General features: G+C 48.4%; 4 protein-coding genes. 1 reads left to right on the forward strand and 3 read right to left on the reverse strand.

Annotated features, from left to right (window positions below):
• From AC1DUO_RS24725 to AC1DUO_RS24735, 3 genes are all read right to left on the reverse strand, one after another.
• A partial coding sequence (locus tag AC1DUO_RS24725; RefSeq protein WP_477989268.1) for a DUF4222 domain-containing protein occupies positions 1-155 on the reverse strand: 155 nt, incomplete at its 3' end.
• A gap of 183 nt (positions 156-338) precedes the next feature.
• Positions 339-845: a YmfL family putative regulatory protein gene (locus AC1DUO_RS24730; protein WP_477989264.1), complete on the reverse strand. Its 507-nt coding sequence runs from the start codon at positions 843-845 to the stop codon at positions 339-341.
• 25 nt (positions 846-870) lie between these two features.
• Complete coding sequence (locus tag AC1DUO_RS24735; protein ID WP_014416537.1) at positions 871-1,116, reverse strand: helix-turn-helix domain-containing protein; 246 nt, start codon at positions 1,114-1,116, stop codon at positions 871-873.
• A gap of 97 nt (positions 1,117-1,213) precedes the next feature.
• Between AC1DUO_RS24735 and AC1DUO_RS24740 the strand changes: the two genes are divergently transcribed.
• Positions 1,214-1,675, forward strand: a 462-nt coding sequence (locus AC1DUO_RS24740) for an XRE family transcriptional regulator (RefSeq protein ID WP_477989266.1), incomplete at its 3' end; no start/stop codon positions are given.

Consider the following 1,675-nt stretch of genomic DNA (forward strand, 5'->3'; position numbering starts at 1 on the left):
GATCGGAATAACTCAACCGGCTGGGCGCACTCATGCGGGTAACCGGCACGCATGAAGATGACGCGATCCCCTGCTCTGTCGAAGCCCACGACGTGTACCACAACGCCCCGCCAATCCTTGTAGTGCCTGTCCAGCGTTTGGATTTCTTCAGACATGCAGTCACCTTCCGGCTTCTCACCCTGACGTAACCTACCCACCACCGGACGATCTGGTAGTTGCACGGTACCCAGTGGCCCGATACCATCACTTCATACGACAAAGCTTGTTTGTTGCCGCCAGTCGCTTTGCAGCGCATTTGCGGGACGCCAGCTTTTATGAGTAAACTGTTCATGCGTTAATTACTCCACACACGTTTTTAATGCGCCGACGCCTCGGGACTGCACTCCTGAGGCGTCAACCCTTTCATGCAAAGCCACCACTGACTTCACATATTCATCGCGCGCAGATAAGTGCTTCAAATGCAGCGCCATAATCTCGGCCTTCTCGTTCTGATCAATCACGCCGTCATCTGCAATAGACGTGTTGATTTGCTGATCCACCTTCCCGCTTTTTGCCGCCACCTTTACGCCCTTAATAAACAGATCAACGTGGTCCAGCTCATCGCGATTTGGGATTTCAACGAAAAAGCCACCGCGCCGCTGGGCGAAGTAATCCGCCAGGTGATTAGTGCCACTGATGTCTTCCATCGCTTCCAGCTCGGCAATTTCGAAGAACCGGCAGCCGTTCTTTTCGTAAAGATTGTTGTTGAACTGCGTTTCAGTCATGCCCAACGCGCCAGCCATAGCAGACCGACCGCCGGGATAGGCTTTGCACATCGTTTTAACTACTGATTTCAGATCTACCATGTTGTTTTCCCTTTGGTAGTTATGGCTATGCGCGAGCGGTGATAGTCTTTCCAGATGAAACAAAGTCTGGGTAGCGATGGGGATATAAAATTTGAAGCTCGTTAATCTGGTCTTGATAAAATTTGACCAACCTTTCAGCCACTTCTAGAGACGCCATTTGCTGGCCTCTTTCGATCCGGCTTAAATTAGCAGGGTCGATTTCAATCAGCTTCGCTACATGTGAAAGCGTGTGACCTTGCGATATACGCAAGATTCGTAATGGTGATTGCATAAAACCTCCTATAATTGCGCAACTCGCATATTAAAGGGTAGTTACGAATTGCGCAAGTCGCTTTGCATATGACGCAAAAACAACTTGTAATGGGCGCATGAACATAGGAAAACGTATAAGAGAACTTCGCTTAGCGAAGGGAATGAAAATTTCAGACCTGGCTGACGCTGTTGGAATTGATGGCGCGAACATCTCACGCCTGGAAACCGGTAAGCAAAAGTCATTTACTGAACAATCACTTAGTAAATTTGCTGAAGCTTTAGGCATTGGAGTTGCCGAGCTCTTTACTGCGGCTGAAAACAGTAATACTGTATATGAATACAGTAAAAATAATCCTGTTGTTCAGGAGGAAACAGCCGTGTTCAGAGTTGAGATACTTGATATAAGCGCTAGTGCGGGCGGTGGATTTATTCAGGGAAGTGATGTGATTGATGTGATCAGATCCATTGAGTATAACAACGAACGGGCTATAGCTATGTTCGGTAGCAGGCCTCCCGAAACAGTGAAAGTAATCAATGTGCGCGGCGATAGCATGGCTGACACTATTGAGCCGGGAGAC

This window comes from Rahnella sp. P4_A8 (assembly GCF_056402435.1).

Coding starts and splice junctions, on each gene's coding strand:
- AC1DUO_RS24730 (WP_477989264.1), bottom strand. CDS start 845: ATGGTAGATCTGAAATCAGTAGTTAAAACGATGTGCAAAGCCTATCCC.
- AC1DUO_RS24735 (WP_014416537.1), bottom strand. CDS start 1,116: ATGCAATCACCATTACGAATCTTGCGTATATCGCAAGGTCACACGCTT.